The sequence below is a fragment of the Candidatus Paceibacterota bacterium genome (assembly GCA_041666545.1).
Lineage (GTDB): Bacteria > Patescibacteriota > Minisyncoccia > Phycocordibacterales > JBAYGS01 > JBAYGS01.
Genome location: JBAYGS010000001.1, coordinates 23,951 through 50,778, shown reverse-complemented (window position 1 = coordinate 50,778; position 26,828 = coordinate 23,951). Strand labels below are relative to the sequence as shown.

Here is a 26,828-nt window from a genome sequence, read left to right as displayed (position 1 = left end):
TGAATAAGGAATTATGAATTAGGAATAAGGAATTGTAGGATTAGGGTTTAAGTATAAGGGATTTGGGAAAGATTAAAAACTTGACTTAGCGCAAATCCGTTTTAAAAAACCGACAGGCGCAAGGTGGCACGCTGTCGGCAAATAATTTTAACCATCTAGGACCTACCGTCGCCGAACCTCTTGAGGGTGGCCAGAGCCTCGGTAGCGGCTGCTTTTTCGGCCGATTTTTTTGTAGTCCCCAAGCCCTCACCTAGCACCTGGCCGTTACAAATTAATCTTACCGCAAAGGCCTGTCTATGGACCGGCCCATCCGCGGAAATCAGTTCATATTCCGGTATCAATTTCTGCTTGGCCAGAACCTCCTGAAGCAGGGTCTTCGGGTCCTTCATCGGGGCCGTCTCCGCCCAGTGAGCATTCATCAAGCCTTCTTGGAAATGAGTTCGAAAGAACTCCTCGCCGGCCTGGTAGCCATTTTCAATAATCAGTGCCCCGACTAGCGCACAAAGGGTTTCGCCCTCCAGACGCGCGGTAGCCAACTCAGAATTTCGAATCCCTGCCTCGGTCGTAGGCTGAATCACCAAACAGTCGAGCACTTTTAGCTTTCTCCCTACTGCCCCGATCTGTGAGTTAAGCCAGTTGGACGAGCGGATGGAAATTACCGCATTCGATTGCCGAAGCAGGGTGAGACGAATTGCGAGCACCGTCTGCAAGAATCGCCGACCAATGTGGGTCAAATTTTCGTTAGACTGGAGCGGACGCTGTTCGGGTTCGCGAACCATTGAGCTGTGGGTAATCGCCGCCGTAAACATTCGTTCAGTATCCTTAAAACCCAATTCCAAACGGAGGTCATTGCATGTTTTTCTCATATTTTCAAAAGTACTTTCTTGGGCAATTATGCATTAATATTGTCTGCTGTCAACTAAAACCGCCCCGCACTTTCGTGCGGGGCGGTTTTCTTTATTCCTGATTCTTGAATCCTGAATCCTGAATCCAGATTCTTAAATCTACCTCTTGCTCCACTGTGGCGCTTTCCTTGTCCCGCCAGCAAAAATCAGAATTTTGCTACGAGACAGCGTCTTTAATATTTCAACACAAAATAAGTACCGGGACCGACAATCATCTCTAGCGCTTGGACCATTGCGGTGCTTTCCTTGCCTTCTTCAGACCGAATTTGCGTCTTTCTTTGGCTCGAGGATCTCGTTTAAGGAAGCCGGCTTTCTTCAAATTGGTGCGGAGTTCCGGTTCGAGTTCGTTAATCGCTCTCGCAATACCGTGACGAACCGCTTCAGCCTGACCATTAATGCCACCGCCTCTGACCACAACCGTCACTTTAAATTTCTTGGCTGATTTTGATTTATCGAGGGCCTCGCTAGCGGTCAATTGCAAATCTTTGGTCGGGAAATAAACATGGAGCTCCTTGTCATTTATGACAATCGAAGTCTTGGCGGCCGGAGTAATCCGGACTCGAGCCGAAGCGGTCTTGCGACGACCTACGGCTTCAGTGTATCTCTCAGTTTTAGTAGTTTCTGGGTGCATAAAAATTATTCAGTAATAATCAAATTTTTCATCATTTGTTTGGTGAGCTTGCTACGCGGGATCATACCATAAACTGTCCGACGGAAAACCTCGGAAAAACCTTTGTCCTTAATAACCTTATTCATATCTTCAATCACCATCGAGCCGCGATAACCGGAGTGGCGGTGATAGATGGTACCGGCTCGCTTGCGCTCGGCAATATCAATCTTGGAAGCGTTAACAATCTTGACGACTGTCTTTGGCTTCACATTTCTTTGGAAGCTCGCATCCTTGCCAATCAAAAGCACTGCAGCCTGGCTGGCCACTCGTCCTAACCTCATATTCGTAGCGTCGATTGTATGCTCCATGATAAATAAAGTTTAAAGTAAAAAGTGTAAAGTCCAAAGTTTAGACGAATTCAATAATCGCCATTTGGGCACCGTCACTGATTCGGCGGCCAAGCTTGGTAATCCGAGTATAGCCACCCTTTCGGTCCTTGTACTTCTCGGCGGTCTTAATGATCTTTCCGGCCAATTCAGCGCTACCGGTCTTGGAAGTCAGCAACCTACGATTGGCTACCGTGCCGATTTTGCCTCGGGTAATCAATTTTTCAACGGCCGGGCGAATCTCCTTGGCCTTGATCAAGGTCGTCTTCATCTTGCCGTGGACAACCAAAGCGCGCACCAAGGACCGCCCGAGAGCCTTTCTCCCCTTTCGCTTCATTCCGAATTTTCTGTTGGCATTATGATGACGCATAGTAAATGTAAAATTAAAATCTCAAAATGGAAAATTATTTAAGGGTGATGCCGAAATCGCCGAGAGCCTTTTTGATTTCCTGGATACCTTTGGCACCCAAACCCTCCACATCCTGCAAATCCTTCTCCTTCTTTCTGGCCAAACCGCCGACCGTTCGGATGTTAGCGCTAGCCAGAGCGTTGGTGGTTCGAGGTGAAAGAGGCAGAGTCTCGATTCGGGTCTTCAAGAATTCAGTATCAGGTTCCTTCTTGGTACCGGCTTCGCCTTCGCCTTCGGCCGGAGCAACAACTTCTTCCTCCTCCTTAAAACCGACCACGGCCTTAAGCTGACTGATCATGATTGAGATAGAATCCTCCAAAGCTTCTTTTGGCGAAATGGTACCGTTAGTCTCAATAAAAATGCGCAGGCGGTTGAAATCAGTTCGGTCGCCCACGCGCATATTTTCAACTTCGTAGTTGACTCGGCGAATCGGGGTAAAGATAGCGTCCATGGCGATTGAACCGATATCAACTCGATCCTTGTGCAAAACTTCTTTGGAGACATAACCCAAACCCTTTTCGACAAAAAGCTCCGCTTCGATTTCAGCGTTTTTCTCGGTAGCATGAGCCAAAACCAATTCCGGGTTTAGGATTTCAATCTGTCCCGGGAACTTGATGTCGGCAGCAGTAATTTCTTTAACACCCTTAACTTTCAGGGTCAGATTCTGTGGCTCATCGGTGAGCATCTTGATTCGCAAGCGTTTTAGATTCAAAAGGATAGTGATGACATCCTCTTTGATTCCGGCCATAGTTGAAAACTCGTGACTAACACCCTCAATCTTGACGCGAGTGACCGCGGCGCCCGGCAAGGATGAAAGAATAATTCGGCGAAGGGAGTTGCCGAGGGTATGACCATAACCAGGATAAAGACCATCAATTTCGTAGACGCCGATATTATCGCCTTCTTTGACGATCTTCGGCTTTGACGGTAACAAAACGTTGTGTAGGGCCATAGGCTCTTTGTTTTATAAAATAATAATAAAATTTTAAGAAAGTATTATTCTACCCTATTTTAGTATTTATCGCAATACTAACGGCTGTAGAACTCAATAACTGCCGACAAATCAAAGGTCTGCTCCCCTTGGACATAAACCGGCGTTCCGGTCACTTCCCACTCGTTTTTGTCCTTGGCAAAGGTCATCCAGGTTGGCAACGGCTTCTTCGTCTTCTCGATCAAATCCTTAAATAGAGGGCTTTTCTGGCTACCTTCCCGAATTCGGATTCGGTCGCCTTTTGACATGGCGTAGGAAGGAATGGTGACTCGGCGACCGTTAACCAAGATGTGTCCGTGGGAAACCATCTGGCGGGTAGCTTGTCGCGAATTACCCAAACCGATTCGATAAACCACATTATCTAAGCGTCTCTCCAGTCGGCCATATAGGTCTTGCACGGTATTGGTGCCTTTGTTGGCGACCGCCGCACTCACATAGTTTCCAAATTGTCGCTCGCCGACTCCGTAAGTAAAGCGCACTCTCTGCTTCTCCAGCATCTGAAGACCGTACTCAGTTTTGTTCTTGGGATGCGCGCCTTTCTTCCCACCCTTGCGCGACTCAGACAACGCAAACTTTTGAGTTTGAGTTTTATCAAAAACAGAAGGACCGAGTCGGCGAGCTATTTTGTATCGTGGGCCAATGCGCATAAAAAGTTTAGAAGTTAATAAGTTTAAAAGTTTGGAAGTTTTAGACGCGGCGAGGCTTAGGTGGCTTCGGGCCATTGTGCGGGACCGGGGTGACATCCTTAATCGAGTTCAAAGTGATACCTTTGGAAATAAAACCCCGAACGGCTGACTCGCGACCGGAACCAACACCGTTGATGACCGCGGAAATCTCCTTTACGCCCATCGCCATCGCCTTCTCGGCCAAGACTTCTCCGACTTTCGCGGCAGCAAAAGGAGTGCCTTTTTTAGCACCCTTAAAGCCAAGTGAACCGCTTGATGACCAGGCGACGGCATTACCCTTGCTGTCGGCTAGCATCACTTTGGTGTTGTTATAAGTTGATTGCACGAACAAAATGCCCGTTTCCAGTTTACGCTTACTTGAGGCACGAGGAGCCGCGGCTGCACCTTCAGCCTTCTTCTCTCCTCCTTCAGTTGTGACAATTCTTTTTTTACCCATTTGATTAAATTACAGATCCAAAATTATAAATTCCAAATAAATCTCAAATAATAAACTGGGAGTTTGTGGTAATCTTGTTGCTTGCGATTTTTTGCCTTTATTTGGAATTTGAGATTTCCTAGTTTGATGCTTTCTCTTCTACTATCTACTATTTCTTCTCCGCCTTCTTTCTACCGGTACCCATCGTCTTCCTCACATTACCTCGACGAGTTCGAGAATTGGTTTTGGTTCGCTGACCTCTTGAAGGCAGGCCTCGCTGATGTCTGGTACCTCGGTAGGCTTTGATATCTTTGAGTCGTTTGATATTGCCGGCAACCTCTCGCTTGAGGTCTCCCTCCAATTTCAAACCCTCAACAATCTTGCGGATGCGAGCTTCCTCATCAGTAGAAAGATCCTTTGACTTCTTGCCGTAATCAACTCCAGCCTGCTTTAGAATGGCCTGGGCCCGAGGGCGACCAATGCCATAAAAAACCGTGAGGCCAACCTCAAGTCTTTTCTCATCTGGAATTGTGATACCGAAGATTCTCATTCTTATTTTTGCTTATTTTTTCTTGTTCTTGCTTTCCCTCTTTCTTCATTCCCTCTTCATAATACTTTATACCCTATACCTCTCCTATCCTTGTCTCTGCTTGTGTCTCGGGTTGCCTTTACAGACAACATAAACATAGCCCTTGCGTCGGACCACTTGGCATTTCGGACAGATCTTTTTGACTGAAGCTTTAACGCGCATGAAAATTAAAAAATGTGTTCATAGACACAGACGAACATACTATACTATATGGCCTTTTTTGTCCATAGCCAAAGGCCGATTTAAGCATTTTACTTAAATTCGTTGGACAATCCGGCCCTTACCGCCATACGGGTCTAGCTCGACTCTCACGGTATCGCCGATGAGCACCTTGATGCGGTGCAATCTCATTTTCCCAGCCAAATAGGCAAGAATTTCCCCGTCAGAATCATCGAGTTTGACCCGAAACAAAGTATCGGGCAAGGCTTCGGTGACGACCGCTCTTACCGATTTTTTTTCTGTGGAATTTGCCATTTATTAATTGGAACAGAGATATGTTAACACAGTTAGCCTACGGGCCGCAACCCGCCCTTGGCTATTGTCTCTTGGTTATTGATTATTGGACTTCATACACAACATCCTTTCTCTCAATCACAATTTTCCAACCAAGTCGCTTGGCCTGTTTAAAGAGTCCCGAGTTGGGATTAAAGCAAATTGGCTTGGCCACCAATTCTAAGAATGGAATATCCCCGTCAGTGTCACCGACTCCGACCGAATCCTTGAGGGTCAGACCGTTGCGTTCGACCGCGCGTCTCAAAATCGTAGCCTTGTTTTGAATCAGATGCTCATCGACAACCTTGCCATTAAAGCAATCTGTCGGGCCAAGCTCGTAAATTCGGCCATAAACTTTATCAAAACCCAATTTCGAGCAAAACTTGTCGAGAATTGTTTTGGGCGACTGAGAAATGGCCAGAAGAAAGTAGCCTTTCTTTTTGAGTTGCTTAATCAGGTCTCTAGTGTAGCGATAAGTCCGATTTTGGTGCCGAGCAATTACTTCTTTGGAGATTCGGTCGAAATCGCGATACGAAACACCCTTGAGATGCCTCATGAACGCCTCGATAACCTTCATTATATAGTCATCATAGTCTCCGGCTCGGTTAAGCCAGTTGGTTTGGACCGATTCGTAAATCCTCCGAGCGCCAGCCGGAAAAATATTCTGATTTACCAACTCTTCGGTAAGTTCAATCAAAAGACTCGAGCGAAAAATCGTGCCGTCGATATCAAAAATGGCGACTTTTTTCATATCCGAATTCTACCACAAAATCCCTCCGCCCCTCGTCCAAGCTTCACCCCCTACACTAACTTTTCCGTACGGAGAAGTTAGTGTAGAGAGGGGGGTGAAACGATAAATCAGGCTACCTTCAAGCTACCGGCAAGCTACCCACGACCCGCACCAGTTTTCTAAATTTTAATATGTAAAAGGGCCGGCGCGAAAAGAATCAAACGCGCCGGCCCGGACAGCCAGAATTCGGGTAAAGGAGGTAAACCCCGAAGACCGGCGGAAGATCGTCTTGGCCAAGTTTAATCCAAAGAGCCAACTTTCGCAATCAAACAAAACCTATCAAAAAAATTTAGTTGCACAACCGGCTTGCCTCGAGCTAAATAAGGAATACAATTAACTCAAGTTATCAGCTAATTTTATTAATTTTTCGTATGAAAAATAAATTTGCCGCAACCAATGCCGGCAAGACGGGAGTGGCGATTCTAATCGTTGTCATAGTTTTGGCAATCATCGCCTACTTCGTCTGGGGCAAAGGAGCGGCTAACGCCCCGGTGAGCTCGGAGAGCAGTTCACTCGGCGGCACTGTTGCCAACACCATCACTGGATCCTCCGATGTGGCAGCCAAGATTGCTCCGGAGACCAATCCGTTCAAAACGGCTGAGGTCAATCCATTTACTAGCGTTTACCAGAACCCATTCGGGTCAAAATAATTATGAATAAAGAAAAAATTTTGTCTTCGGTTATTTTGACTTTTGCCTTTTTCATTTCTGGCGCGATTGTGGTCCACGGCCAAACTCCATCCGCAAACCCATCACCAATCACCTTCCCGGTTGCTGACCTCGGGGGTTGCAAAACCGAGGCTAGCTGTAAAACCTTCTGTGACAACAAGGCCAATATCGTGGCCTGTGTCAATTTCGCCGAAAAGCATGGCCTACTGGGCGCCCAAGAGGCCGAGCAGGCTCGCAAATTCGGTGCGATGGGCGAAGGCCCGGGTGGCTGTAAAGATCAAGCCACTTGTAAAAGCTACTGCGATGGCACCAGTCACCTCGACGAATGTCTAAACTTCGCCGAAAAGAACGGATTAATGAGTGGCGAAGACTTGGCTCAAGCACAAAAAGTTGCCCTTGCCCTTAAAAACGGAACTTCCCTACCGGGTGGCTGTAAAGATAAGAATACCTGTGAAAGCTACTGCCAAATCTCCTCTCACCTTGAAGAATGCCTCGGCTTTGCCGAGAAGGCCGGATTTCTAACCGGTGAAGAATTGGCTGAGGCGAAAAAATTTGCTCCGCTAGTTGCGAATGGCGAGACCCCGGGCAAATGCACAAGCAAAGATTCTTGCGAAAATTATTGCAAGGATGTCACTCACACCGATGAGTGTTTCAGTTTCGCCGAGAAAAATGGTCTGGTCTCACCGGAAGACGCCGCGCTCTACAAAAAGACTGGCGGAGTGGGTCCGGGCGGTTGCAGATCAAAGGATAGCTGTGAAGCGTACTGCAATGAACCGGCCAATTCCGAAGCTTGCTTCACTTATGCCGAGCAACATGATTTAATTCCCGCCGACAAACTGAAGGAGGCCAAAGACGGCATGGCCAAAATGCGAACTGGCCTGAAGTTCGCCACTCCAGAAGTCATTAGCTGTCTCAAAGAAAATCTTGGCGAGGACAATTATGCCAGTATCGAATCCGGTAGTTTTGTCCCGGGACCAACCGCCGGCAAAGCGATTCAGGGTTGCTTTAGCGCAATGCAAAAATTTGCCGAAGAAAAAATGAGTCAGATTCCCGAGGAGGCCAAACCCTGTATCACCGGAAAACTTGGCGCCGATGCCTTCGATAAAATCAAGGCTGGCGAAATCGATCCGGACACAATTCAAACAACAATCAGCACTTGTATGAAGACTTCGGTCGGTGGCAAAATCGAAAACCAAATGAAAGCCCAGTTCCAGGGTATGACCGACCAACTACCACCAGGGGTTGATCTTGGCGACATCAACGCCATGGCCGAAAAATGTCTGAAGCAATCCTACGGCGACAACTATGAGGCCAAGTTTAGCCAAGGCAGTGTCAACACCGACGAAGTCCAAGCCACCATTTCCACATGCATGCAAAATCAGATTCAGGCTAAAATTATGGAGCAGATCAAGGATCAAATCCCAAGTGGGGCTGGAGCCGGCGAAATTCCTCAAGGCTATGCACCCGGTAACGGCTTTCCGAATGATTGGTCACCGACCGATGATGAAATTGAGAAAATGAAAAGCCAGTACGGCGCGCCGCCGGAAGGTTATCAAGGTGGCAGTTATGGACCGACCCAATAATAGAGACTGCAAGAAGAATTTAAAAAGGCCCGCACGGAACGTGCGGGCCTTGCCTTTCACCAATTAACCTTCGAGAGAACGGAGGCATTCGTCAAACAGAGCTTCTTCCCAACTCGACGAATTTCTGCCACTGAAGATCGCCAGGAGTTGGAGCTCTCCCTGAGTCGCACTTTTCACAACCGCCGCTCGAAGTCCCATGGCAACATCGTCAGTCCAGTGCGTTCCTCGAATATCACAGTATTTGAGATAGACCCGAACCTTTGCCGTAAAACTTCCGGCCACCTCGATCAGGCTCGTGAAGACCAGCGTGATGAGCTCGGGATGATCCTCAGCATTCCACCGGCCCGAGGAGATCTCTTGGAGCAACTCATCGTTCACTCCGCCAAACTGCTTGAATTTCTCGAGCACCCTCTTCTGATACCCATCATCCGACAAGTACCCGCTTTGAGCGACAACCTTGTAGAGCTTGAGGGACTCGGCTTGACTTGCGATCGCCGAGAGAACGATCTCGAAGACCGCCTCGTCGAGTTCGCCTCGATTCTCGCCGTGTTGCGGATCACCGTTCTCGAGATAATCCAGACACTCCTGAATGGTCGGCGTAATACCCTTCACCGCGGCCAGGATGAGCTCCTGGTTTTGAGAGTTGAACTCCTGAATATAAACCCGGGCCAGATGACCCAAGTCGCTGATTTTCCTAAGAGCCTCCGGAAGAATGTCGCGCGCGAAATCGACATCGATCTCAAGCGCCTTCTCCAGAATTTCAACCGCGTGCATGCTCGTACTGCAGAGCGTAAGTGCCCGACTCACGGCCACTTTTTGCAGCCGCTCGTCTTGATCACTGTCACGGACCACATCCATCCACTCCTCGAGAGGAGCGTCGACTGTCGCAACCTTGTCCAAGACTGCCTTTTCCGCTTCGTCGTCATCGGCTTCAGTGACCTGGTCAAAAACTTTGACCAGGTCGGCCAAACTGTTCGCCGCCTGCTTTTGCTCTTTGAGAGCGTGCACAAGCAGTCGCCTGCAACCCTGTCGTTTGGCGACTGCACACACCTGCTCCCAGTCTGCAAAAGTGTTTGCCTGACTCATAATGCCGTTCTCGATCTTCTCTTGAACTGCCGAGTTCGGGTGCAAACGCGCGCACAACAACAGCAACTGGCACCAATTTTTGAGCGTCCTGGCACTGGTCGTAAGAAAATCGACGATCTTCTCAAGCGTGGGAGAAAAATTCGGCGACAAATCCATCAGCCGACGCAATTTGTCTTGCGTGTCAGCGTAGGCGAACATGCGCTCAAGCACAAATTCACCAAACTGTGGCCGACTTTTCACCCGATGGAAAACCGCCTCGCCCGATTCAAAATCGACGATAAAGGTGTCGAGCTTTTCGAGAGCTCTGGTCTCGACCGGGCTTTTGGGTTGACAGTTGAACAGGATTCTGATGATTTTTGCCAAATCGGCACCTTCCAGATCTTCCAGTTGGTATTCGACTCTGGCGCCCGAGACTCTGCCCAATCTTGCCGTACTGATGCTCATTTTCTGCCTTTCTCTTTGTTGGTTAAATGATTTAAAGGAGCTACCTATCTACTAAAATACACTTCTAGTTAAAAATGTCAAGATGCCGAATTGGCGCCACAGGTTAACAACTTTTAGCCAATTAAAAACGGGCCGTCCGAAGACGACCCGTTGACTAACAATTTGCAACAAACAATTTACGACTCCGAGCGACCGCGAACCGCCGTACCGAGCTTCTCGAACGTTTTCGCGAGCGGCGTCCCTTCGAGGAGTGACTGGATCGTCGCTCCAACGCTTTGCTTTCTCAGGTAGGCCGCGAGACCGAGCTCCTCGGCCATCTTGACCAAGGCATCCCGATCGTTCGAGGCTTCGATGGCCGCCACGAATTTCTCCGGGATAGCAATGAGCCTGTCCTTGAGGGCCGAAGTTTCCGCTTGCAGTTTCTCGATCTCCAACTTCTGGATCTCGGTATCGATTGCCTGCTTCTGGTCGGCGTTGGCCTTATCACGAGCCAAGACGGCTGCGCTGATTTTGGCCAGGATGTCCTGAATTTTGAGGTTGGCCTCTTGGGCCGCCCTCTCAACTTCGAGGACAACTTTTTGCCTCTCGAGCGCTTGGGCCAACCGCTGACCTTCGAGCATCATGTCTTTCTCGTGCTCGCCCTTGGCCGTCTCAAGCTTCTCTTTGGTGGTCTGTCGAGTGATCTCCTCAATCCGCTTGGCGACCACGAACCCCTGTTCGCGCTTGGTCAGATCAAGCGTCTGCGTGATAATCGACTTTTGCGCATCAGCAATGAGCCTGGCCACTTCGGGGTCGGTCGGCTTGACCAGGAGAACTTCCACGTCATAGACGCGAGCGTCAATCTGCGGAAAGCCACATCCCGGGCGAGGACCGGTTTCCGGCCGCTTGCCAAGAACCGCATCCCGAATGATCACCGTCGAATTGCCGATGAATTCACTCACGGCGTATTGCCTGGCGACACCGCGCAGGATTGACCGCAAGTGATCCGTCACCAATTTCACGTAGTTGTCGACCACGAACCATTTGTCTCCGTTGCCGATAAACTCCACCTGGTAGCTCACCTTCACCTCGATTCCCATGCCGTCTTTGGTTTCAACCGTGACAACATCGGAGACCTGGTTGCCGGCAATCTTCAGGTAAACCGTCTCCTGAAGCCTGTCGGTATTTTTGGGCTTGCCCGTGGAGAGCGACAACCGCGTCAGCTCTTCGTTGTATTCGAGGAGGACTGTCTGCGGCCCTTTTACCACGCGTCGCTTGCCATTCTTGGCCACGACTTCAGTCGCGTAACCGGCCCAAACCCCAATCGAAACTGCCCCCTGGTACTTGGTGTCCAAGGTAATAGTCCGTGGGGTAGTGTGAGTCGACCTGCGTTGAATTTCATCGGCGCCAATTGGCACATTCAGTTCTCCATAATCCGCCCCACGGGCAAAGGCGCCCGCCGAACGAAAACGAGAACTTTCCTCCACGAAGATTTTCGAACTGGTCAACCTCTCGGTTTCCAACTCGGCGTTGATCCGCAGGGCCTCGGTATTCCCGGGGAACCACAGCTCCACCAACTTCTTCGGCAAGGGTCGCTTGATGAAGACCTCTTTGCGCGGATCAAGGAGAAGCATCTTTGGTCCCTTGACCAAGGCCACCTCGCCCGTCTCACGGTTGAGAACATACCGACCTTCACCTTCCGGAACAGCCACTGCGTAGTGGATATTATTTTTGTCGTAGGTAATGATGGCGTGCTCCGGACGCGGGAAGTAAATAGCCTGTTGTTTGCCGGTAATGAAAAGTTCCGTCCCGGCTTGGACAACCGCCTCCTTGCCCGCTTCTTCCCCTCCCTTTTCCTTGTAGTCCGAGATTACTTTGACATAAATCCCGCTCAAGGAATTGAGCTCAATCGCCTTCGAGACCCGCGAACCATCCGTTTCCACAAAGGTTTCGGTGGCGGTCGGAAAGACCACCGCCGGACCGGGAACGAATCGCTTCACACCGTCTTCGCCAAGCAGAACACAATACTGGAGACTTTCCAGCGTGACCGCTTCGCGGACGAATTCACCGGTTTTTTCATCCGGCACGACACGCATACCCGTGGGCGGAATGAAGAATGAGGCGTCGGTGCCACAGATGACAATCCTCTGGCCCATGGTGAATTTATCAGGATCAAGTTCAAGTGAAGATTTCTTTTTCACCGGATCTCCACCTCCAACTTTCTGGACGACGGCCTTGCCCCAATTTTCCCCGGACTGCTTTTGATTCGTCACTTCCAGAGTCAAGAACTGATTGGAACGCAACTTGTGACCCGGAATGACGGTGGCGTTTTGTTGCCACCAGAGAGCGAACGACACTGGCCCGTTGTAGATGACCACATCACCCATTTCAAGATCCGGTGGTGGACTATTTCGACCACTTTCCGGGAAGCATTTGTCTTTGACTTTCCCCGGATTCTGGAGCATCACATACTCGCCTTGCCGAGCCGTCACATTTCTTTGAACCGCCAAATCGAATGACGATTCATGCTCCTTCATCTTGACGCCGTCCCAAGTCACTGCGACTTGGTCACCTGCCAGGCTCATCTTGTTGGGCCCAGCAATGGTGTTGACATTGCCATTGGTTCGATCAAAAACCATCACAAAATGACCGTGCGGGATTGCAAGATCACGATTTCTTTCAGGAGGCATAATGACTTTCCTTTCTTTCTCTTTGTTTGTTGTGTAGAACAGATGGGCCAACAAGCCCGTCCTGTAGTCGTATTACACTAATTTACCACGGATGTCAACATCGACTTTGCAAATTTTCATAAGTTCAAGAACCCGACTCGTTTCGTTGAATTCGTAAACCCGGCAAGCACCCGATTCGTTTGCAATCTAGCGCCTTAAAGCTTAAAATTCCTTCATATGTTTAGCCACGAAAAATCATCCCCGGGCCAGAGCCAAGAGAGTTATGAAGCCTCCAAAATCACTCTGACGCCACCACCCGGCGAATCACTCCTCCGCCTCGACAGTCCGGAGTCGCTTTGGCCGGCCGATGTTAAGCAAAACGAGAAACTAAGAGACGAAGCTGAGGTCCGCCTCAAACTCACCGCTGACCTGGAAAAAGTTTTCGAAGCAATTCCTGATGCCGATGTCGAAATTGCCGAAGCCCTCAGATCAAAACTGATCAAACCGGAGGTCTTGACTAGAGTTTATGACGAGCTCTCAAATTTTCTCGAAACTGAAAATGGTGCCGAGCGAATTTTGCTTTATCTCCCTTTTGAAATTTTGCCAGCCAGCGATTTGAAAACCGAGTCCGCCGAGCTCGACCGAGCCGCCAAACAATTTAACCAGTCCTACCTAAGAAAGTGGCGAACTCTGCTCACAATCTCCGATACTCGAGCCAACTTTGTCGACGGCGACATCCCGGAAGTTGAGCTACGATCCAAGCCTTTGCCCCGTGTCATCAAGGCTGCCCATTTTGTACCCAAATTAGTTGAGAAAAATTTACTGACGGCCGATACGGTTGTCGATCTTTTGGAAAATAGTGAAGATGAAACCTTAAGCGACAGCCTGATGGATGCCATTCCGGTTTTAGCCGATCTCGGATTCCTGCCAGCGAAGACCTTTGACCGACTTGCCAAATCAAACAACCCCGACTTTGCTAACCTGGCGAAAATGATCGAGCAGAGCGAACAGTTACCGACCGAGGAAGTTGTGAAAACAGGGCGAGATGCCAACTGGTTGAATAGTTTTGGCAAACAAATCGAGGCTAATTTAGAGGCACTTAACAAAAGACACGCGGATCGGGCTGGAAAAATTCCGGAGGCCAGGATCGCTTGGCAAAAGGATCGTGACGAAAGAAAGCTTATAGAGACTGCCGCCGCTCAAATTGATTCAGCTTTAATCAAGCAAACCCTTTCGGTTGGTGATTTGGATCAGGTCGCGAAGACAACCCGAAACACCCCTTTCAAACTAGCCATCATAAGAGGACTTGGTAAATTCCTTGGTAAGTCTATTTCGAATAGCCCGGATGTTGCCCCAAAAATCTACGCGGAGCTTGAGCCGATAATTATCGACCTACTTGATCATCGCGAGAAAAAAACCAAAGAGCTGATCGAGGCCAGTTTATATCACTTGGCAGACTCCGGGGTAATCTCCAGTCAAAAGCTCGAGGCTCTCGGACTTAGGACACCGAGAATCGGCGCAGAATTTAAAATTGCGGATCAAGAAACTGCCAAAGAATTTTTGGAAATTGCCAAAGCGATTGAGACTAGCGAAGAGCTTTCGAGGTCTATCCTGCCAATCTCGATTATGTACGGCTCTAAGGTCAAGGGTTACGGCACTGATTTTGCCGATATCGACGTAGCCGTCTTTATTAAACCAGAAACTCATTTTGAGAAAAGACGAGAAATTCAAAAAACTCTCGAGTCAATTTTAAAATCACACAAGATCAAAGGGGGCGTATTGGAATTCTGGCTTGAAGCTAAAGGAGAAACTGTGCAAATTAGGGATTTCAAAAACCCGGACAATTTCTTGGGCGACAGTTCCTTCGTGAATGTTCTTTTTGGTGGAGTTTGGGGCGGCGACCGAAAGGAAATGCAAGATCTTTATGAAAAACTGCTAACAAATTATCTGACTGCTGATGATGGGGCCAAGGAACCTTGGCTAAGAGAGCTCGAGCGCGACTCATTACAATATCGATTAATGCACAAGGGCTATTCTCGCTTTTATCCGGAGCAAGGCGGAATCCAAACTAAAAATTCTCGGGACATCGATTCGGACAGCACCTTCTGGGACTCGGGCTACCGCCGTCTCGCCACCAAACTGTTTTTGAAAAAGGTTTTCCTGCCGAAAATTTAGACAAATTTAAAGGGCGGCTCTCGTAGAGAGCCGCCCAACTGCAAGAACTTCTTATTCAACAAACGAGGACTTAATCCTCTTCTTCGGTGCGACCGATACCGGCCGTGGACCGCCCGCGCCCGGGAACCGAGACCGGCACGGTCTCGAGCTTGTCCCAGGGAATGGTCGCGCCAAGCTGAATCATCGCGCCCAGATAAGTGAGTTCAATGTCAGCTTGGACGTCCTTAAGAGACATGGTCGCCAAAGCAAAGCGAGTGATGCTCTGCTCGGCCCGAACCAAATCTGCGCCGACCGTAATATGCAGGTCCCTGATCATTTGTTCCTTGGTAGCCGCCCCGAGCTGAACAGGCAGGGCCGGATCTTCCAGAATCTTCAGGATTCGATCCGCATCCGCCGCCAGAGCACGCGCCACCGGAATACCGGGACCAGCGAAGACCTTGTTGATTTCATCAATCACCGCTTCCGCCCCTGCCCGTAGAGCTGACGTGTCAGGCAAAGCCATCAGTCCCTGGGCCGCCATACCAGCACCGCCGACTGCACCGCTCATGGCCGCGACCAACAAGGCAGGATTACTGAGTGTCGCCATATAACTTTGCTGCCAGGCGATGAGCTGGTTATTGAATCCGCGCAAGGCCTTCCAGAGATGAGCGTCAAGCTTTGCAAAGAATGCCCGCTTACGAGTCTGGTTCGCATACGCTCCGGGGATACCGATTGCCGTCAACACATCACCGGCCGACTTGGTGGCAATGAGCTTCTGGAGCCGGAAGAAATCGGCACCACACGGTTCCGACTGATTTTCAGAGAACTCCTCCATTTTGGCCAGCAAAGCCTCGGGAAGTTCGAAGAGTCCAGTACGCCGAGCAAAACCGGCCTTCACAGCCGAGAGAACCTCGACCACACCAATCTTGAGTTCGCCGCCGACCTTGAGCATCTCGATAAACGATTTATCGTCGGGCACCTGAGGCAAAACCGACAGGGCCTGCATCGCCGGACCAGCCGCACTGGCCGTCGAAGCCACCACTTGGGGGGCGCCACGCAACTTGGCAATGTGACGCCGGAAGATGGCCGTGGGGATTTTCAGGGCCGACAGGGCTGCTTGAATATCCGAATCCGGCGCGTCATCCTTGTTGCCGAGGGCAGCCAGAGCGTCTTCGCTCGGCGTCCCCACCACGCCCATCAGGGCATTCGTAACTTCCTCAACTGTCTTGCCAACGGCATTGGCGAACGGACCGATCCGCTCATTCCAAAGTGCCGAGTAATCGGGCTTCGCCTCCGCCGCGGGGGTCGTAGTACCGGGAGCTTCTGTTTTGGATTCCATACTTAACTGTCCTTTCTTTCTTTGGTTTGTTGTGAAAGATCGAGAACCTTGCGATTCTTCGTCTTTTCTAGGTATATACTAATAGACAATAATTGTCAAGGCCCAAATTAATTTTGTCTTTTGAGCATTAAAAGAGACCGGATTTTGGCAAATCCGGTCTCAAGCTAAACTTTTCTCTACAAAAGAACTTTATCTGCTTCCGTCGGTCCGAAGGAGATCATTCTGACCGGCACACCAAGTGCCTTAAGAAGTGTCTCCGAGCATAACCCGGCCAATTCCCTCTCATCGGCGAAACCTTTGAGATCGAAACTGGTTATTTCCGGCCGACAGAGAGACAACTGTCTGCTCAACTCGGCTTGGCGGACCAATTGCTCGTCACCACTCTGATGCGAAACCTTGATCTGACCGTCCGGCCCGAAGAAATTCGGATCGTCAGCCCCAAGATATCGGTCACACATCGGCCAGCGACCAAGCAATTTGATTTGGTCAAACCAACTGATCGCCAGACCGTGGAAAACTTGCGGACCACCGCAAACTTCGATTGCATAGCGCAAGGCTACGAGGTCAAGCGGACCAACTCTGACTTTTCCCTGCCAACGATTTTCATCTTTACTGCTGCCCGGCAGGAGTTCCTCGACAAAGCTTTGGTCCTCCGTCACCATCGCACCGGCGCCGTGGCGAATTTGATAAGCCCGAGTCACCCCGAGCCTGACAACCTCACCGTCGTAGCCGAGATCGTGGAGAAAATTCCAAATCGTTTGGGGAATGGTTCTTAATCGCGAGGTGTTGGGGTGAAAGCCGTAAAACTTATCTGTCAGCACCCCATGCGAACTCTCGACCACAACCACACCATCCGGCGAAAGAATCTCGTTAACCAAGAAATCTCGATCAACAATCTTCACCCGACTCGCGACCAGCCGAAACTGATCGGCAACCCAATCAACGAAATCCTCGTCCTGAATCAAATCGATTTCTCGCTGTGCCATTTCCTGATCAACCGTCCATAGAGTAGCCGAATTTTCGATAATTTCTTCAAGCTCGAGAAGTTTTTGTTCCCTCACGGCCCAAAGTTTGTCTCGTAGGCTCGACTGATTAAGGTCCTTGGCGTAGATAGCGAGTTCGGGGTGAATTTCCGAATCAAGCTTAGCCTCGCCAATCCCGACTCCAATCGTGCCTTTGGGATTATCTTTCCTCGCCAACTCGCGTAAGCGAGAAGCGATGGTATGAAACGGGGTCGCACAAAGTGCTTCATCATCTACCGTAAGATAACTCCAGACATTCCCAATGCCCCACTCAAACTGGAGCTCTTCAGCTTCCGCGAGTAGACGCAGTGGCTCGATTACAATCAGACTACTCAGGTAAGTCTTAACACCCTCGAAAGTCCCGCAACCGAACTGACTGAAATTAAATCTCTGGCCAGCCGAAGTTTTTACTCCGTGACTACCTTGCGCTCCACCGGCTTTAATGACGGTATGCGCTTTCTTAGCAACACAAATCTTGTGGACAACACCGCCTTTACCGCCGTCGCCTCCACCAAGATCTGTCACCGTAAAGACTTGTTTCTTTTTCATCCTTTACCTTTCTTGTTGGAGATTTAGTGGAAGTTGGAAATTGATTTTAGAAAGGGGTGGCGACTTAAGCAGTCGCCACCCCAGTTTTTCAGAGCCACATCCCGCCGGGTTTTCCAGGCTTATCAGCTTTGGGCTTAGCCGCCCCAGCCGTGTCTGGAACATCCGAACCAATCGGCCAGAGGTCACCCTTCTTCGCAAAGAGATCCCCCTTCATGGGAATCCGCTTGAAGTTCGGGAGCGCCGCCTGGGCGCCGATCGGAATGTGAGCAACTGCCCGTCGGATCGCCTTGGCATCCGAGGTGTCGATTTCCGCGTTGTCGACCAGAAACCGGTCGACCGATTGCAGAGTAAGCGTCCCTTCGGTCAGTCCGATAATCGCCGCTTTCACAGCCGGCAAGAGTTCGGTCTGCGGAATGGTCACTACCCGTTCGGAACCGTAGATTTCCTGCCAATACTCCCGAACATATGTCCCCGGCTCCACCAGAAGCACGAAGGCGTGCGCAGTCTTCAAAAGATCCCGCACAATCTCGGGCGTATTCGGCAACTGGCCCTCCTTCATTGGGTGGCCGTTTTCCCGGACTTTGTCCAAGACATCCTGACCAAACACCTCTCGGAGTTTGTCATAGTCGAGATCCGGCCGCCGCCTTTCCTTGGCATTGCGGCCACAAGCGTCGGTAATCGTGAAGTCGTAAGTTCTGAGACCCAACTCCACAGCCGTCGACCAAGTGAGGTAAGCGGCTCCGAAGAGTCCAAACTGCGGATCCTCGTCATCGTCGCCTCCTTGACCCTCCGGCACCATATAGGTCATCTGCTCGGCAATGCGCTCGTCGAATTCGGCTTGCGACCGACAGAGCACATAGCTATCATCGACATCAGCGAAGATGGAAGTGATCATCTGGGTATCATACCGACCAAGAACGGCGCCGGGCACTTCGGCCAGAAGCTTGTTCGTCTTGGGCAGGACCTTCATCGCGATTTCCACATTGCTACCCATTGAACCGGTAGTATCCAGACGCGTTTCCTCGAGCATCGCCGTCCCGCGGAACAAGACAAACTTCTTACCTTTCGGTTCCAGCCAGCTGATTGAGCGCCTGACGGCGCCAAACCCTTTCGGATCAACCAGTCTGTGAAGGCCCCTGCCTTCCCGATGGCGCTGTTCGCCTCTGGAGGTTGCCGAACCAGCTGATCGGATTGTTGCTACCGCCCGCTCAAAAACAACTGTCGATCCTCTATCTTTACCCATAACTTTCTTGCCTTTCTTTTTTGACCCAAGCAGTTTTTGGATTGCTTGAGATTGGTTTTGGTTTTACTTTTCTTCCTCTTCCACCGTTTCTTCCGAACCCCCGAACTCATCCAATGGGTAAGCCGTGAAAGGATGATACTCTCTCGGCCACTGCCCATAGACGAGCCGGTAAAAATCTCCGTGAGCTTGCTTGGCAGAGGCTTCACCCTCGCTAAGCAATTTCTGGAGAAGTTCCCGATATTTCTCATCAGGCAACTGTGCGTCTTCGAGTAGCTCGCCGGTTTCCGGGTCGCCACCCAAGGCCACGACTACCGCCCTAGTCACTTGCGAAATCTCTTTCGCTTTCACGCCATCCGAAAGAGCTCCGTCGGCGAATTTTGCCCCGGTCCAATCGAAGACTGCCACAAAGTGACCCTCCCGATTGATCAAGATATTATCGCCCGACAGATTGCCGATTTCGATGTTAAGATTGTGCGTAAACCCCAGCATCTTCAAAAGTTTGCCGAGTATCCACGCGCTCGTCCTCGGATCGATTCGGATCCGATCCCGGGTAGTCAGGTGCAAAATCGGCACCAACTCCACCAATTTCTTCGCGACATTCGGAAAAGCCACCACATTAATTCGCCGGCCACCTTGCTCGTCAGCAATAAAGCTTTCGATCAAGGCCGGGAAATAAAAGTGGTAATTCAGTCGGATTTCCGGATGCTCTTTAGCTTCCGAAGTCTCCGCAAATTCAGCTTCCAAAAGCTTGGCTTCTTCGGTCATGATTCTAATAATCACGGCCTCGTGGTCGAGCGAAGAATTGTCCGAGGTCTCCAGAGCAATTTTGAGAATTGCCGGCTGACCGTCCGGAAGAGTACATTCGTAGATTCTGTGATGTTCGGTTTGGCCAATCTGCTTGCCGACCTGGTAGGTCCGGCCACTGACGCTTGTAATCTGCATTTTTTTCCTTTCTTTTTAAGGTTCAAGGTCTATGCACCTTATAACAAATTAAGTATTAAATGTCAATACAAAGAAAACCGACCCTTTGACTTTTTGAAAACCGAGGCTATGATTGGAAAAGATTAAGAAAGGAAGCCTAAAATATGGACTCAGAAACTGAACCTAACCCGGCCAACCACCAGGTCGCCATTAAGGCCCGTGAACTTTTCCGAGTAGACATCTCGCCGGAAGCACAGGTCAAAATTGCCTATGCCGACCCGAGATTTTATGACTGCTTCGGCGAGCAAACAGTCGACCGGCGACCACTCGGCGGTTTAACGAGCGTGGTACTCCTTGATTTTGAGAGTAATGATGAACTCGTGAGCTATGAGCCATCCCTTACCCTTTCAGATCTGTGGAATCTTCTCCTAAAGCAACCGAATGGTGAGCCCGGGGATTTGCTTTGCCGAGCCTACGAGAATGGCTACTGCAATATTTTTTGCTTCAATGATTGTTTCGGCGCGCGGCGCGCCGTCTACGCCATGTGGTATTTCCACGGCTGGTACATCGGGATGACCATTGAACCGGTCGATGTCAGAGACAACATTCGCCGAACCTGGTCACCGGGTCACAAAGTGTTCTTTTGAAAAACAAACCGCCCCGCACTTGTCGGACAAGTGCGGGGCTTTTTTCAATATTACGATATATCGTAATATTGAGGACCGAGGGCCATACATGGAAATTTCGCGAAAAGAAAAACCCCGAAGCACTCGCGCGCTTCGGGGATCGGGGGTCTACCCCTGGAGGCTCTGCTTCCTCTGGGCTCGCCGTTGTTGCCGAGGTCACGGTGACAACCTCATGGTAGTTGGATTAATCCTATATAATCCCCAAACGCTTCCGCTACTGGATCTCTCTTTCGCGGGCTCTTTTGGGCGTAACATATATCCTTTCTTGGCCGGGGTTTCCGAGGCCTATCCCTTAAATCCGTTACGAGCATTTACAGGGTACTAGAAGTATAGCATACCCCACACTTTTTGTCAAGCAAAAATAGCTTTAGCAAAAGCCGGCCAGATTTAATAGCTTAACAGGGCCATAAAAACGATCCTCGTTTAATTTCCCACGATTTAGAGCCTAGTTTTTTGCTCTCGCCGGAAGCTGGGGTAAGAGCTGAATCGATTTGGCAGAAATACTACCGTCGGTATTGGTCGTACCACCTACACCAACATCAACTCCAACCAAAATATCCGACAGCGAGCCAGCCGAAGTTTTACTCACCGGCGTGCTGGTTCCGAGCAGAATAAGCTTGGTACTGCCATCTTGAAGTTTAATCGATAGGCTAGCTGAATCTTTGGTAATAACTTCACCGAAGGCTGATCCCCCACCCCGATTCCCCAAACCATTGACACCTCGAAAATTATTCGCGCCCGCCGACATCTGACCATTATCAAACTGACCGCGTGCCGGCGTCAAAGTCTTGCCGTAGGCCACCCCACCATAAAAAATTATTCCTCCCAAAACCAATGCTCCGACAACTCCTGATGCAATTTTTTTATTCATATTACTTTTCAAGTATTTATTAAATTATTCCCCTATTCTTTAATTCCTAATTCCCAATTCACAATTCCTGATTCTACCTACTCGTACCGGAGAGCCTCAATCGGATTTAACTTGGCCGCCCGTCGTGCCGGATAATAACCGAAAACGATTCCGGTCAAGGCCGAGACGCCGAAAGCCAAGAGAACCGACATGAGCGACACGCTAGTCTGCACCACGCCGGTGAGACTGACTAGATACGAAACCAGCCACCCCAAAATTATCCCGATTACCCCACCGATAATGGTAAGCGCCACTGCCTCAACCAAAAATTGAGTTGAGATGTCGTTTCTCTTGGCACCAATCGCTTTGCGCAAGCCAATCTCGCGAGTGCGTTCGGTGACCGTCGTGAGCATCATGTTCATAATGCCAATCCCGCCAACAAGAAGCGAGATTCCGCCAATCGCCGCCAGAAGATAAGTCAGAGTCGAAGTGATGCTTGAGGCGGTTGAGAGAATATCGTTTTGGTTCAAGACGCTAAAGTCCGCTTTGGTCGCGTCGCTAATATTATGCCTAGCCAAAAGCAAAGCTGTTAAGTCGGCCTGGACCTGCGCCATCACTTCTGGTGCGCTGGCCTGGACAGCAATTGTGGTCAAATATTTATCACCGGAAAGAAATCTCTGAGCGCTTTTTACCGGAATATAAATAATGTCGTCCTCATTTTGAAAACCGGTTCCACCCTTCGCGACAGTTACCCCAATAACCTTAAACTCCATTCCTTTAATTCGAATTATTTGACCAACCGCACTTGAACCCTCACCAAAAAGATCGTTGCTCGCCGTCGGCCCCAAAACTGCCACCTTGGCGATTGAACTGTTCTGTGTATCGGAGATAAAAGCTCCTTCATCGATAGAGACATTTCTAATTTGTGGGTAATTCGAGGTAACGCCGATAACGGTCGTATTAGTATTTGTCCCTTTGGCTGTAATCTGATACCGGCCCGAAACCTGCGAATCCACGGCAGAAATTCCGGCAACTTCTCTGGCAATCGCTACGGCATCATCACTGGTCAAAGTCTTGGCTCCACCTCGGCCGGCACTGGCTCCAAAGCCTTGAGTTCGTTGGGCGCCCGGCGTCACTTGAATTAAATTGGATCCCAGAGATTCAATTGATGAGGAAATCGTGTTCGAGGCCCCGGTGCCAATCGAAACCATGGCAATCACCGAAGAAATACCGATGACAATACCCAGAATCGTTAAACCTGAGCGAACCTTGTTCGCTGAAAGTGCCGCATAAGTCTCGTGAAAAATGTCGCTGATTTGCATAATTAAATTTTAATATGACGCCTAGTGTGCGCTTTGGAATCTGAGAGAATTTTTCCGTCCCGGAGCATAATAATCCTTTCGGCATGTTCGGCGACATCATGCTCGTGGGTAATCAAAACAATTGTTCGGCCATGGTCACGATTCAACTTTTGAAAGGTTCCGAGCACAATCTCGCCGGTTTTAGTATCAAGGTTGCCGGTTGGTTCGTCGGCCAAAATCAGGGTCGGATCATTGACCAACGCCCTGGCAATCGCGACTCGTTGGATCTGACCACCGGAAAGCTGATTACTCAGGTGAAGAAAGTGGGATTCGGTCATACCGGCCGCCTTCAGAGCTTTCTCCGACCTTGTCTGTCTTTCCGAGACACCGACTCCGGCATAAACGAGCGGCAACATCACATTGCGAAGTACTGTCGTGCGTGGCAACAAATTGAAGGCTTGGAAGACGAAGCCAACATTCAAACGACGAATGTCTGCCAACTCTTCATCAGACAAAGTCGAAACATTCTTGCCGTCGAGAAAATATGAACCAGTTGTTGGCGTGTCGAGGCAACCCAAGATGTGCATCAAGGTCGATTTGCCGGAACCTGACGGCCCCATAATTGCCACAAACTCGCCATCCTCGATCTTGAAGGAAACTCCGTCGAGCGCCTGAAATGCGGCGTCGCCCTCGCCGTAGGTCTTAGTTATGTTTTTAACTTCAATCATATTTGAGCCTAAATTTAGAGCCTGATTCCGGAACCACCGAAACCGGTATTGCGATTAGTGCTCGTCGTAGTAGTTTTAGCCGCAGTCGCCGTGCCGGAAATCGTGCGAGTGATTATCTGTTGCCCTTCGGTAAGGCCGGAAACAATTTCGACTTTACTGTCGTCGGAAATGCCTGTCACGACTTCAATCTGTTCCGGAGCCGCATTGGAAATCACGCCTTGTGTACCTCCGGCATCGGTAAACGGAGTAGCAAAGACTTGAACATAGCTGACACCATTTTGAGTCTTAACTGCGCTTGTCGGGACTGCGAGCACATCCTGCTTAACTTCGGTTTGAATCGAGGCGTTCACCGTCATGCCAGATTTAATCTGAACATTTTGACTATCGAAGGCGATCTTCACCACATACGAAACCACACCCTGACTAACTGTTCCGACCGTATCAATAGAAGCAACCGAGCCGGTTAGGGTCAAATTTTCAATCGCGTCAAAAGTCAAAATTGCCTTATTCCCCACTTTCACTTTGGCCGCATCGACTTCGTTAAGCGAGAGTTCCGCAATCTTCTGATTCGTCACCAATGTGGCCACCGCCGTACCGGTCCCGACCGTATCAAATTTTTTCAAATTCACGGAAGCTACTGTGCCGGCAAAAGGCGCGGTAATGGCATAATTGGCCAAATCGTCCCTCAGTTTCCGTAAATTATTTTCTTGGGTAGTCAAACTGTAGGCGCTTGATTGTAGACTAATCGGATTATTACCGTCCGGATTGCCGATCCTTAAAATAGTCAGGCTTCGCTCATCGTCACGGATAGTCCTTTTATCAGCATCAATCGCCTGTTGCTGGGAAAGTAAGGAACTAAGTCTACTGTTGGCAGTCGAAAGATAGGTCTCGGCGCTCAAGCGCATAGTGGTGATTTTAGAATCAGTCGCCAGACTTCTTTGCGCAGTCTGATCAATCGTCGCATCAAGAAAATTTAAAAGACTTTGAAGCGCCTGGGCGATTGAGGTGGTAGTTTTTATCGAGTCGGTCAAATTCTTTTCCAACTCACTGTTGTTTGAATAGCGGGTCAGCAATTTGTAGCTGACCAGACTTTGGTCATACTCGGTTCTCGCAACAGTGTAGTCTCGTTCGGCAATATCCGAAATCGGTTTAATAATTTCGTAAGCCGAGTCTGATGACGAAAAACTATTGTTGATAACGCTAATGTTTGTCTGGGTCTTATTAATACTTAAATCGGTTCCGTAAATAATACCCTGAGCGCCGGTCATCACGGTCGGCAACGCCAAGTAGGCATCTGAAACAACATTAAAAGTATCGTTGAAGGTCGTCGCCAGACTTTTCTTGGCGTCATCAAGACCTTCGATGGCTTTCTGGTAATCAATCGGGGCTTGAGCAGAATCTTTTTGAAACTGAAGTTTAGCTTGGGCCAACGATTGTTCGGAATCGACAACTGCCCGCTTGGCATCAGTGGCGTCAATGTAAGCCAGCGCTTGCCCGGCCCTGACCGTATCCCCGGCCGAAACCCCCACCCAAGTAATATCACCGGAAGCTTTGGGTTTGATATCAATCTGATCTGAAGTTGAAACCTGGCCACTGCCGGAGACTGAAGAAATAATTGCGCCACGCTCGACCGTGCCGAGGATGTAGCGAGTTTCTCCGACAGTTGAAGTTAGAGATCGGTAAGTATAGATACCGACAACCACCAACACAATAAGTATCAGACTGCTCCAGATTTTGTGCTTTTTAATGAAGGTGGCTATTTTTGAGAAGGAGTTTTTCATAATTATTGAGCTTTAACCGGTCCGAAACCTGAGCCTGGCGGAGGAGGCAAAACGCGGATTAATCTGGCTTCGATTTGAGAACTGTCATTCGGTGAGCCGACGACTACCACCACATCATCAACCTTCAGATCGATAGCCTTGATCACATCTCGAAATCGTCTGATCTCGGTATTATCCCCAACGAGAACAACTTTTTCTACGGAATCAGGGGAAGCCACAACAAGAGTCGGCAACTTAATACTTACAATTTTGCCGGTGGCGCCATGGGCTTCGAAAAATCCGCCCCGCATCATGGGCATACCAAAAGACCGTCCACCACGCTCGCCAAAGGCGCGATAATAATTATCGCCAAAACGATAAGAGAAAGCTGCTTTGCGAAAACCGACAAGCATTCCGGCCTGAAAAATTAAAAGTGCCACAATCACGATAGCGATCACCGTCAGAATGTTTTGAAAAGCTTTGGATTTGGTAAATTCGTTAAAATTTTTGTACATATATTTTTAATTAACTACTAAATGAATGTCGAAAACCGTTTTGCCAATTGGCGACCAAAATCCGTAGAGAAAGGAGCAAAGTCGCCACCAGGGTGAGTGAAACTGTAATCTCCGAAACCGGAGCCGATTCGATAAGTGAAAAGGCCAACTCCCGCTCTGAAGACAAAACCAAATCAATGTCAGAAAACAAAAGCGACAGGTAGCTGTAGAAACCACTCTGCTCAACGGCTTGGGATAAATATCCAAGCGACCAAACTAGACCCGAAAGAGAAAGCAATAGGCCTCCAGAGGCAGAAAACAGAAAAAACTTGGCGCGACGACGCTCTTCCTTGCCAATCTCGCTCAAAATGACAGCCTTCAGTTTGGCGGGGGGATTTAATTTATCATTTGGAGCCATACTGAATATACGGAAAACCGGCCGATTTTGGTGCACTCGGAGTGCCCTCAAAATCGGCCGGTCCGCTATTTCTCCTTATCCAACTTCAGCTGGCCCGGCGCAGAGCCGAAATGGCTCGCCGGTATTGGCTTTTCACGGTATGGAGTGGCCGTTTTAAAATCTCGCCAATTTCTTCAAATGTTAAATCGCTTGAGTAGCGGAGTTTCAACACTTCGCGATATTTCGGGTTAAGCCTAGCCAAAAGACCGGCCACATATTTCTCGTCTTCGGCTCGCGCCAAAAGTTCGTCCGACTGAAGCGCATCACTAGCAACGGTAGATAAAAGATAATTCTCTCCCATCTCATTCTCAAAACTGGAAATTACCAAATCTCTTTTCTTTCTCAAAAAATCAATCGCGGTATTTCTAGCAATCGCAAAAAGCCAACCTCGAAAACTTTTTTTAGGTGAAAATTGACGAATATTTTTCCAAGCCTTGATGAAAGATTCCTGAGCGATATCTTCAGCCGCTCCCAAATCGTTGGTCAGTCGAAAGGCCAGATTGTAGATATCACTAAGGTAGCGGTCAACCAAAACACTGAGGGATTTTTCATCGCCTTCCAGATAATCATTAACTAGTTGTTCGTCAGTCTTTCTCATTTCCTATATTATAACAAATATTGA

28 protein-coding genes are annotated in these 26,828 nt (G+C 49.3%); 4 read left to right on the top strand and 24 right to left on the bottom strand.

What is annotated here, in order from left to right; genetic code table 11:
• Positions 1 to 155: 155 nt before the first annotated feature.
• From WCT25_00260 to WCT25_00210, 11 genes are all read right to left on the bottom strand, one after another.
• On the bottom strand, positions 156 to 866 hold the full coding sequence (locus tag WCT25_00260) for a putative dsRNA-binding protein (protein ID MFA6535848.1): 711 nt from the start codon (positions 864 to 866) through the stop codon (positions 156 to 158).
• A gap of 256 nt (positions 867 to 1,122) precedes the next feature.
• Positions 1,123 to 1,536: a 30S ribosomal protein S9 gene (gene rpsI / locus WCT25_00255; GenBank protein ID MFA6535847.1), complete on the bottom strand. Its 414-nt coding sequence runs from the start codon at positions 1,534 to 1,536 to the stop codon at positions 1,123 to 1,125.
• A 5-nt stretch (positions 1,537 to 1,541) separates the two neighbouring features.
• Entirely contained in the window at positions 1,542 to 1,883 is a 342-nt protein-coding gene (locus tag WCT25_00250) for an uL13 family ribosomal protein (protein ID MFA6535846.1), read from the bottom strand.
• A gap of 40 nt (positions 1,884 to 1,923) precedes the next feature.
• Positions 1,924 to 2,238 carry a 50S ribosomal protein L17 gene (rplQ, locus tag WCT25_00245; GenBank protein MFA6535845.1) on the bottom strand — a complete coding sequence of 105 codons (315 nt, stop codon included), beginning with the start codon at positions 2,236 to 2,238 and terminating at the stop codon, positions 1,924 to 1,926.
• Positions 2,239 to 2,305: 67 nt separating this feature from the next.
• The gene (locus WCT25_00240) at positions 2,306 to 3,262 is read right to left on the bottom strand and encodes a DNA-directed RNA polymerase subunit alpha (protein MFA6535844.1); all 957 of its coding nucleotides are present in this window, start codon (positions 3,260 to 3,262) and stop codon (positions 2,306 to 2,308) included.
• A 77-nt stretch (positions 3,263 to 3,339) separates the two neighbouring features.
• Positions 3,340 to 3,948, bottom strand: a complete 609-nt coding sequence (gene rpsD / locus WCT25_00235; protein MFA6535843.1) for a 30S ribosomal protein S4 — start codon at positions 3,946 to 3,948, stop codon at positions 3,340 to 3,342.
• A gap of 40 nt (positions 3,949 to 3,988) precedes the next feature.
• A complete protein-coding gene (rpsK, locus tag WCT25_00230) occupies positions 3,989 to 4,423 on the bottom strand; it encodes a 30S ribosomal protein S11 (protein ID MFA6535842.1) in 435 nt (144 codons plus the stop codon).
• 148 nt (positions 4,424 to 4,571) lie between these two features.
• On the bottom strand, positions 4,572 to 4,952 hold the full coding sequence (rpsM, locus tag WCT25_00225) for a 30S ribosomal protein S13 (protein MFA6535841.1): 381 nt from the start codon (positions 4,950 to 4,952) through the stop codon (positions 4,572 to 4,574).
• A gap of 84 nt (positions 4,953 to 5,036) precedes the next feature.
• Positions 5,037 to 5,153: a 50S ribosomal protein L36 gene (gene rpmJ, locus WCT25_00220; GenBank protein MFA6535840.1), complete on the bottom strand. Its 117-nt coding sequence runs from the start codon at positions 5,151 to 5,153 to the stop codon at positions 5,037 to 5,039.
• A gap of 93 nt (positions 5,154 to 5,246) precedes the next feature.
• Positions 5,247 to 5,465: a translation initiation factor IF-1 gene (infA, locus tag WCT25_00215; protein MFA6535839.1), complete on the bottom strand. Its 219-nt coding sequence runs from the start codon at positions 5,463 to 5,465 to the stop codon at positions 5,247 to 5,249.
• 82 nt (positions 5,466 to 5,547) lie between these two features.
• The gene (locus WCT25_00210) at positions 5,548 to 6,234 is read right to left on the bottom strand and encodes an HAD family phosphatase (GenBank protein ID MFA6535838.1); all 687 of its coding nucleotides are present in this window, start codon (positions 6,232 to 6,234) and stop codon (positions 5,548 to 5,550) included.
• Between the two features lie 410 nt (positions 6,235 to 6,644).
• Between WCT25_00210 and WCT25_00205 the strand changes: the two genes are divergently transcribed.
• Positions 6,645 to 6,923, top strand: coding sequence for a hypothetical protein (locus WCT25_00205; protein ID MFA6535837.1), 279 nt, complete (start codon positions 6,645 to 6,647; stop codon positions 6,921 to 6,923).
• A gap of 2 nt (positions 6,924 to 6,925) precedes the next feature.
• Positions 6,926 to 8,524 (top strand): hypothetical protein, encoded by a 1,599-nt coding sequence (locus WCT25_00200; GenBank protein MFA6535836.1) that lies wholly within the window; start codon positions 6,926 to 6,928, stop codon positions 8,522 to 8,524.
• A gap of 63 nt (positions 8,525 to 8,587) precedes the next feature.
• Here WCT25_00200 and WCT25_00195 read toward each other — a convergent pair whose 3' ends face one another.
• The gene (locus WCT25_00195; protein MFA6535835.1) at positions 8,588 to 10,054 is read right to left on the bottom strand and encodes a hypothetical protein; all 1,467 of its coding nucleotides are present in this window, start codon (positions 10,052 to 10,054) and stop codon (positions 8,588 to 8,590) included.
• A 176-nt stretch (positions 10,055 to 10,230) separates the two neighbouring features.
• The gene (locus WCT25_00190) at positions 10,231 to 12,723 is read right to left on the bottom strand and encodes a hypothetical protein (protein MFA6535834.1); all 2,493 of its coding nucleotides are present in this window, start codon (positions 12,721 to 12,723) and stop codon (positions 10,231 to 10,233) included.
• A 216-nt stretch (positions 12,724 to 12,939) separates the two neighbouring features.
• Here WCT25_00190 and WCT25_00185 point away from each other — a divergent pair, with 216 nt between their 5' ends.
• Positions 12,940 to 14,877 carry a hypothetical protein gene (locus tag WCT25_00185; GenBank protein MFA6535833.1) on the top strand — a complete coding sequence of 646 codons (1,938 nt, stop codon included), beginning with the start codon at positions 12,940 to 12,942 and terminating at the stop codon, positions 14,875 to 14,877.
• A gap of 70 nt (positions 14,878 to 14,947) precedes the next feature.
• Here WCT25_00185 and WCT25_00180 read toward each other — a convergent pair whose 3' ends face one another.
• The 4 genes from WCT25_00180 to WCT25_00165 form a co-directional block, all read right to left on the bottom strand.
• On the bottom strand, positions 14,948 to 16,045 hold the full coding sequence (locus WCT25_00180) for a hypothetical protein (protein ID MFA6535832.1): 1,098 nt from the start codon (positions 16,043 to 16,045) through the stop codon (positions 14,948 to 14,950).
• A gap of 326 nt (positions 16,046 to 16,371) precedes the next feature.
• Positions 16,372 to 17,766 carry an adenylosuccinate synthetase gene (locus WCT25_00175; protein MFA6535831.1) on the bottom strand — a complete coding sequence of 465 codons (1,395 nt, stop codon included), beginning with the start codon at positions 17,764 to 17,766 and terminating at the stop codon, positions 16,372 to 16,374.
• Positions 17,767 to 17,854: 88 nt separating this feature from the next.
• Positions 17,855 to 19,009: a hypothetical protein gene (locus WCT25_00170; protein ID MFA6535830.1), complete on the bottom strand. Its 1,155-nt coding sequence runs from the start codon at positions 19,007 to 19,009 to the stop codon at positions 17,855 to 17,857.
• Between the two features lie 63 nt (positions 19,010 to 19,072).
• Positions 19,073 to 19,951 carry a hypothetical protein gene (locus tag WCT25_00165; GenBank protein ID MFA6535829.1) on the bottom strand — a complete coding sequence of 293 codons (879 nt, stop codon included), beginning with the start codon at positions 19,949 to 19,951 and terminating at the stop codon, positions 19,073 to 19,075.
• Positions 19,952 to 20,094: 143 nt separating this feature from the next.
• On the opposite strand from WCT25_00165, the gene WCT25_00160 reads away from it, so the two are divergent.
• Complete coding sequence (locus WCT25_00160) at positions 20,095 to 20,577, top strand: hypothetical protein (GenBank protein MFA6535828.1); 483 nt, start codon at positions 20,095 to 20,097, stop codon at positions 20,575 to 20,577.
• 484 nt (positions 20,578 to 21,061) lie between these two features.
• Here the strand turns inward: WCT25_00160 and WCT25_00155 are convergent, their stop codons facing one another.
• From WCT25_00155 to WCT25_00125, 7 genes are all read right to left on the bottom strand, one after another.
• On the bottom strand, positions 21,062 to 21,487 hold the full coding sequence (locus tag WCT25_00155; protein ID MFA6535827.1) for a hypothetical protein: 426 nt from the start codon (positions 21,485 to 21,487) through the stop codon (positions 21,062 to 21,064).
• Between the two features lie 77 nt (positions 21,488 to 21,564).
• Positions 21,565 to 22,788: an ABC transporter permease gene (locus WCT25_00150; GenBank protein ID MFA6535826.1), complete on the bottom strand. Its 1,224-nt coding sequence runs from the start codon at positions 22,786 to 22,788 to the stop codon at positions 21,565 to 21,567.
• A gap of 2 nt (positions 22,789 to 22,790) precedes the next feature.
• Positions 22,791 to 23,495 (bottom strand): ABC transporter ATP-binding protein, encoded by a 705-nt coding sequence (locus WCT25_00145; GenBank protein ID MFA6535825.1) that lies wholly within the window; start codon positions 23,493 to 23,495, stop codon positions 22,791 to 22,793.
• 14 nt (positions 23,496 to 23,509) lie between these two features.
• On the bottom strand, positions 23,510 to 25,276 hold the full coding sequence (locus tag WCT25_00140; protein MFA6535824.1) for an HlyD family efflux transporter periplasmic adaptor subunit: 1,767 nt from the start codon (positions 25,274 to 25,276) through the stop codon (positions 23,510 to 23,512).
• Between the two features lie 2 nt (positions 25,277 to 25,278).
• The gene (locus tag WCT25_00135) at positions 25,279 to 25,770 is read right to left on the bottom strand and encodes a hypothetical protein (protein MFA6535823.1); all 492 of its coding nucleotides are present in this window, start codon (positions 25,768 to 25,770) and stop codon (positions 25,279 to 25,281) included.
• Between the two features lie 10 nt (positions 25,771 to 25,780).
• On the bottom strand, positions 25,781 to 26,167 hold the full coding sequence (locus WCT25_00130; GenBank protein ID MFA6535822.1) for a hypothetical protein: 387 nt from the start codon (positions 26,165 to 26,167) through the stop codon (positions 25,781 to 25,783).
• An 85-nt stretch (positions 26,168 to 26,252) separates the two neighbouring features.
• Entirely contained in the window at positions 26,253 to 26,804 is a 552-nt protein-coding gene (locus WCT25_00125) for a sigma-70 family RNA polymerase sigma factor (protein ID MFA6535821.1), read from the bottom strand.
• Positions 26,805 to 26,828 lie beyond the last annotated feature (24 nt).